Raw genomic sequence first — 6,556 nt, 5'->3', positions numbered from 1 at the left:
GGCCCATGCGAAACCTGATAGTCGCCTTTGGCATACGAGCCTCCGTGCCGTTCACGAACGTTTCGGTGCCTTTTACTGATCCCTTCACCGAAGGACCTTCCGTGGTGAAAGTGAAGGATAAGTGGCTGATTTACTTCGATTCGTACCGAACGAAAACCTACGAAGCCGTCGAAACCAAAGACTTTAAAAGCTTTCGGAAAGCCAAAGTGAGCGTTCCTGAAGGCCATAAACACGGGACTATTTTGAAAGTAGACCGCAACATTTTGAAAGGATTACAGCGATGAAAAGCCTTTGTACCCTAGCCCTGGGCTTGCTGATCACGAGTGCGAGTGCTCAGGACACGGTTCGCTACGTAGGCACGACGCTTTCGAACGTGGATTACCACCACGGGCAGTTGAATGCAGCCGTGGGCGTACACAACATTCAGGTTTTTCGGGCCAATCGCGAGAACCCCGAAAACAACTGGACCTACAACCACGCCCCCATGCTGGCGTACTGGAACAACACGTTTTACCTTCAATACCTGAGTGACCCGGTGGGCGAACACATCCCGCCGGGCCAGACGCTGCTATTGACCTCCAAAGACGGCTATCATTGGTCAAAGCCCGTCGTCATTTTTCCGCCGTATAAAGTGCCGGATGGCTTTTCCAAGAAAAAACATCCCGGAGTTGCCAAAGACCTGTACGCAGTGATGCACCAGCGGATGGGCTTTTTCGTCGCCAAAAACAAACGGCTGCTAACGCTGGCCTATTACGGGATTGCGATGGACGCCAAGGACGATCCCAACGATGGGCAGGGTATCGGCCGCGTGGTTCGGGAAGTATACAAAGACGGAACGTACGGGCCGATTTATTTCATTCGTCCGAATGCTTCCTGGAAACTGGATCAAAACACGTATCCGCTGTATACCAGCAGTAAGGATAAGGGATTTGTGGAGGCCTGTACCGAGTTGCTCGCGACGCCCCTGATGATGCAGCAATGGGTGGAAGAAGCCGACCGTAATGATCCGCTGATTCCGCTTAAAAAGGAAGTCAAGGCGTTTAGTTACTACCATTTGCCCAACGGCAAGGTCGTCGGGCTCTGGAAACACGCCCTGACTTCGGTTAGTACCAACGAAGGGAAAAGCTGGCAGTATAATCCCCTGCGGGCACCCGGTTTTGTGAACAGTAACGCCAAAATCTGGGGGCAGCGGACTTCCGATGGCCACTACGCTACGGTATACAATCCTTCTGAATTTCGCTGGCCGCTGGCGATCTCCACGAGTACGGATGGTCTGAATTACAAAAACTTATGGCTGGTAACGGGTGAAATTACGCCCATGCGGTACGGCGGCAATTACAAATCCTACGGACCGCAGTACGTTCGGGGCATCGAAGAAGGCAACGGTACGCCGCCCGACGGAAATCTATGGCTGACTTACAGCATGAATAAGGAAGACCTCTGGGTGGCGAAAGTGCCCGTTCCGGTGACGGCCGATGTAACGGGTCCCGTTCGGGAAGTCTTTGACGAAATGCCCGCCGGAAAAGAATTGAGTTCCTGGAATATCTACAGCCCCGTAGAGGCTCGGGTCACGGTCGAAAAGGGGAGTGAGGGCAAGAAAGCTCTGATCATGCGGGACAAGGACCATTTTGATTACGCTACGGCGGAACGGGTAATTGCTGAATCGCGGAAACCGACGATTGAGTTTACCGTGGTACCCCGGCAGAGTAATACGGGCGTGCTCCACATCGAATTACAGGGACCGAATGGACAGGCCGCCGCCCGCCTGATTTTCGATGCCGACAGTACACTGAAAGCAAAAGTCGGGTACCGGGAATCAGCCGTAATGAAGTACGAAGCCGGAAAAGCCTATACGCTCAAACTCGAACTGGACTGTAGCAAACGGATGTATTCCCTTTCCGTCAACGGTCAGCCTAAGGGACTGAAGCTGTTCTTCGCTCCGGTGCCCTATTTCAAAAAAGTACTCTTCCGTACGGGAACGGTACGCCGCTTCCCCAACGCCGATACGCCCACTGATCAGAAGTACGACCTGCCCGACGCCGGAAAAACGGATCCGGAAGCGGTGTATGAGATTCGGTCGTTCCGAGCGGAGGGGGAGTAGGTTTGGTTGATAGTTAGTGGTTGTTGGTTGCTTGATCATGTTGGGTGTCGTTGAATTAAGAGTTGAAAGAAGAATAGGAAAGATGATTTTCTACGATTTCGCTAATAAAGTCCGTAGGACTGACCCATGCATTAACCCCGGATTTCAATCCGGGGGACCTGCAATCCCAGTCCAGTACCTCCATTTTCATTCGTAAGCGTCATGCGATACCTTGTTCTGCTTCTGGTCTTACTGCTCCACATCACCGCTCAGGCTGACGTCGTGCTGCCTCGCATTTTAGGGCACCACATGGTCTTGCAGCGGGAAAAGCCCGTTGTCGTCTGGGGACAGGCTTCGCCGGGTGAAGCCGTGACGGTACGCTTCGCGGATCAGAATGAACAAACTACGGCTGATGCTTCGGGATACTGGAAACTCAGCCTGAAACCGTTGGCAGCCTCCAGTCAACCAAGAGACCTGACCATTCAGGGCACGAATACGATTGTACTCAAAGACGTACTGGTGGGAGAAGTCTGGCTGTGTTCCGGACAGTCGAACATGGAATTTACGATGCGGAAAAACAGCAAGGTGAAACCCTGGAAACAAATAGGCGAGTGGCCTGACCCCGTAAATGAACTCGAGCGGGTAGATAACCCCGAAATCCGAATTTTCCTCGTCAACCGCAAAACCTTACCTAAACCCGATTCAACGCACGCGGAATGGGGTATGGCGAAAGACTCCGCCCTGCGATCCTTCTCCGCTCCGGCGTACTTTTTCGCGAAAAAACTCCAGCAGGAACTAGGCGTACCCGTCGGGGTGATTGCCTCATCGGTTCCCGGCAGTCGCATTGAACCCTGGATTGCCGAACGGGCTTTTCAGGAAAATGCCTATTTCCGCAATCAGAAAATCGAAGGTGAACCGGGAAAGTTTTACGAACCCATGATTCGGCCGCTGGCTCCGCTCACGCTTCGGGGCTTTTTGTGGTATCAGGGCGAAAGCAACTGTTTTCTCAACGAAACCGAAAGCTATACGCAGAAAATGAAAACGCTGATCGACAGTTGGCGTAAAGCATTCGGTGCTCAGGATTTACCCTTCTATTACGTACAACTGGCTCCCTTCACCTACAGCGAATCGAAGGGCAACAAAGCTCCGTTGACGAAAGCGTCTTTACCGGAATTTCGGGAAGCTCAGGAGAAAATCCTACAACTGCCGCATACGGGTATGATCATCACAACCGATCTGGCCGATAGCCTGACGGACATTCACCCGCCCTATAAATGGGAAATCGGTCGGCGGCTGGCCCTGGTGGCTCTGCACGAAACGTATCAGAAAAAAGACGTAGCGTATTCCGGTCCGGTCTTCCAGAAAATGAAAAAGAAAAAAGGTACGCTGCACCTGTATTTCGGGCACGCCGAGGGACTGATGAGTCAGGATGGAAAACCGTTACGCGACTTCGAAATTGCCGGGAAAGATCAGGTATTCGTACCCGCTCAGGCCGAAATTCAGGGCAACACGGTCGTGGTATCAGCACCCCAAATCAAAAATCCGGAAGCCGTCCGCTTCGGCTGGTACGAGCGGGCTCAACCGAATCTGTTCAACCAGGCGGGTTTACCCGCCCGACCCTTTCGGACCCGTCGGCCGTAAGGATTTGCATCGATTTCTAGCAGTTTAACGCTTTCGGAACGTGAACGAAAGCCAGTATTGAAAGCATGAAAAGTACAAGTTTCTACCTCTTATTCCTAAGCATCTGGCTGGTGTCGCTGGCTCAGGCTCAGCAGACCCGCAAACACTATTTGTCGGGTACGGGCAGCGACCAGACCGTCAACTGGCAGTTTTATTGTACCGCAGGACAGAATTCCGGTAAATGGACGACCATTCCCGTACCTTCCAACTGGGAATTACAGGGCTTTGGGAAGTACAATTACGGCTTTAATCGTGACAGTTCGAAAGGCCGGGAACAGGGCTTGTACAAGTATACGTTTGCGGTTCCGGCGGCCTGGAAGAATAAAAAAATCAATCTGGTGTTTGAAGGCGTCATGACCGATACCGAAGTGAAAATCAACGGTACGTCGGCGGGGCCTAAACACGAAGGTTCTTACTACGCCTTCAAGTACGATGTAACCAAGCAGCTTAAATACGGAGCGGACAATCTACTCGAAGTCACCGTTTCCAAACACTCCGCCAATGCGTCGGTCAATGCGGCCGAGCGGAAGGGCGATTTCTGGATTTTCGGAGGTATTTTCCGTCCCGTCTGGCTGGAAACCCTTCCGGTCGAACACATCGAACACGTAGCCATCGACGCTCCGGCGACGGGGGCCTTCAAGGCCGAAGTAAAGCTGGGTGATGTAACGAAAGCCAGCGAAATCAAAGCTCAGCTGTACACGCTGACCGGTCAGAAAGTGGGCGTTCCCTTCGGAGCGAAAGTATCCCCGAATCAGGCATCCGTTACAATTCAAACGAAGGTCAACAACCCCGCTCTCTGGACCTCCGAAACGCCCACGCGTTACCGGGTGGAGCTTAGTCTGGTTCAAAACGGAAAGACGCTTCATACCCTGCAGGAAAAGTTCGGCTTCCGCACCGTCGAAGTCCGGAAACGCGACGGCGTCTACGTCAACGGTACAAAAGTGAAATTCCAGGGCGTGAATCGGCATTCGTTCTGGCCTACCTCCGGTCGTACGATGAATAAAAAGCTGAGTGTACTGGACGTGAACCTGATGAAGGAGATGAATATGAACGCCGTGCGGATGTCGCATTACCCACCGGACGATCATTTCCTGGACGTTTGCGATTCGCTCGGCTTGTTTGTATTCGATGAGCTGGCGGGCTGGCACGGCAACTACGATACCCCGACGGGTACCAAACTGCTGCACGAACTTGTCACGCACGACGTTAATCACCCTTCCGTGATCTTCTGGATTAACGGCAACGAAGGGGGACACAATTACGATCTTGATCCACTGTTCGCCAAGGAAGATATTCAAAAACGCCCCGTCATTCACGCCTGGGAGGTATTCGGCGGTTTCGATACCCAGCATTACCGGGAGTACAACTACGGCATTGGCAGCTATGACCTGGGCCATGAGATTGTGATGCCGACGGAATTTCTGCATGGCATGTACGACGGCGGTCATGGGGCGGGTATCGAAGATTACTGGGAAGCCATGTGGCAGAATCCGCTGTCGGCGGGGGGCTTTCTCTGGGATTTCGCGGACAATGGCGTCATCCGTACCGACAAAAACGGCATCCTGGATACCGACGGCAACCACGCCGCCGATGGCATCGTGGGTTCGTACCGCGAAAAAGAAGGCAGTTTCTTCACCATCAAACAGGTCTGGTCACCGATCAAAATCGAACGCCGGGAAATCGCCGAGGGCTTCGACGGGACGTTTACCATCGAAAACCGGTATCATTTCACGAATACCAATCAATGTTCCTTCTCGGGGAAACTCGTGAAAACGGCTTTTGGCACCACCAAAGCCAGCGAACAGAGCTTTACCGTTAATACCCCTTCGCTGAAACCGCTGGAAAAAGGGACAATCCGGGCGAACCTTCCGGCCAACTGGCAGAGCTTTGACGTACTTTATATTACGGCTTTCGATCCGCAGAAAAAAGAACTCTTTACCTGGAGCTTCCCCATTGCTTTACCCGATAAAATCGCCGCGACGGTGGTCAAAACGGAGGGGCCGGGCAACGTACAGATCAGCGAAACCGACTCACTCTACACGCTTTCGGCGAATGGCATGCAGCTCGTGCTGCACAAAGGCAATGGCCGGATTCAGCAGGTCAAAAACGGTTCGGGCGTGATTCCGCTGACAAATGGTCCAGTGCTCCAGGAAGGTGTGAATAATTTCAAAACCTTTACCCGACGCACCGAAGGCAAAAACGTCATCATCGAATCGACTTTTGATCGCAAAAACAGTTACAATACGCTGCAATGGACGATTTACCCCTCCGGATGGGTGAAAATGCAGGTAAAGTACTTCCCCGGAGCCTACTTTACGAATCTGGTGGGGGTTAACTTTTCGTTTCCTGAAGAAGAGGCAAAGTCCGTTCGCTGGATGGGCAACGGTCCGTACCGTGTCTGGAAAAACCGCATGAAAGGCAACCAGCTGGGGGTTTGGGAAAAGGCTTATAATAATGCTTCGACGGGTGAGCCGCCGCTGACGTACCCCGAATTCAAGGGCTATCATTCCAACCTGTACTGGATGCAGCTCGAAACGAAGGGCCAGCCGCTGACGGTGGTTACGCCGGACGAAGATCTGTTTTTCCGCCTGTTCACGCCCAAACCGATTGTGGACGAGTACAACAACGTACAAATGACCTTCCCCTCGGGTGATCTGTCGTTCATGCAGGGTATTTCGGGCATCGGTACCAAAACCCAGAAGCCCGAAACAACCGGGCCGATGGGGATGAAACACATTTACTACGATTACGAAAAAGAACCGATGCGGGCGAAGGTGCTCACGGTCTATTTCAATT

The 6,556-nt window shown here is 52.6% G+C and carries 3 protein-coding genes and 1 pseudogene; all 4 read left to right on the top strand.

The window, feature by feature from the left end; translation table 11 throughout:
* Positions 1-284: pseudogene (locus ACOJTG_RS08235) on the top strand (arabinosidase); the annotation flags it as partial.
* On the top strand, positions 281-2,101 hold the full coding sequence (locus ACOJTG_RS08230) for a six-hairpin glycosidase (RefSeq protein ID WP_420153370.1): 1,821 nt from the start codon (positions 281-283) through the stop codon (positions 2,099-2,101). The pseudogene ACOJTG_RS08235 and the gene ACOJTG_RS08230, both read left to right, overlap by 4 nt.
* A 201-nt stretch (positions 2,102-2,302) precedes the next feature.
* Positions 2,303-3,721: a sialate O-acetylesterase gene (locus ACOJTG_RS08225; protein WP_420153369.1), complete on the top strand. Its 1,419-nt coding sequence runs from the start codon at positions 2,303-2,305 to the stop codon at positions 3,719-3,721.
* 65 nt (positions 3,722-3,786) lie between these two features.
* On the top strand, positions 3,787-6,556 hold a 2,770-nt coding region (locus tag ACOJTG_RS08220), incomplete at its 3' end, for a glycoside hydrolase family 2 protein (protein WP_420153368.1).

Source organism: Siphonobacter sp. (assembly GCF_048595215.1).
Classification (GTDB): Bacteria; Bacteroidota; Bacteroidia; order Cytophagales; family Spirosomataceae; genus Siphonobacter.
The sequence above is the reverse complement of the archived record's forward strand: the minus strand, read 5'-3'. Positions and strand labels throughout refer to the sequence as shown.

Excerpts from the sequence above, each read along its gene's own strand:
- ACOJTG_RS08230 (WP_420153370.1), top strand. The coding sequence starts at position 281 with ATGAAAAGCCTTTGTACCCTAGCCCTGGGCTTGCTGATCACGAGTGCG.
- ACOJTG_RS08225 (WP_420153369.1), top strand. The coding sequence starts at position 2,303 with ATGCGATACCTTGTTCTGCTTCTGGTCTTACTGCTCCACATCACCGCT.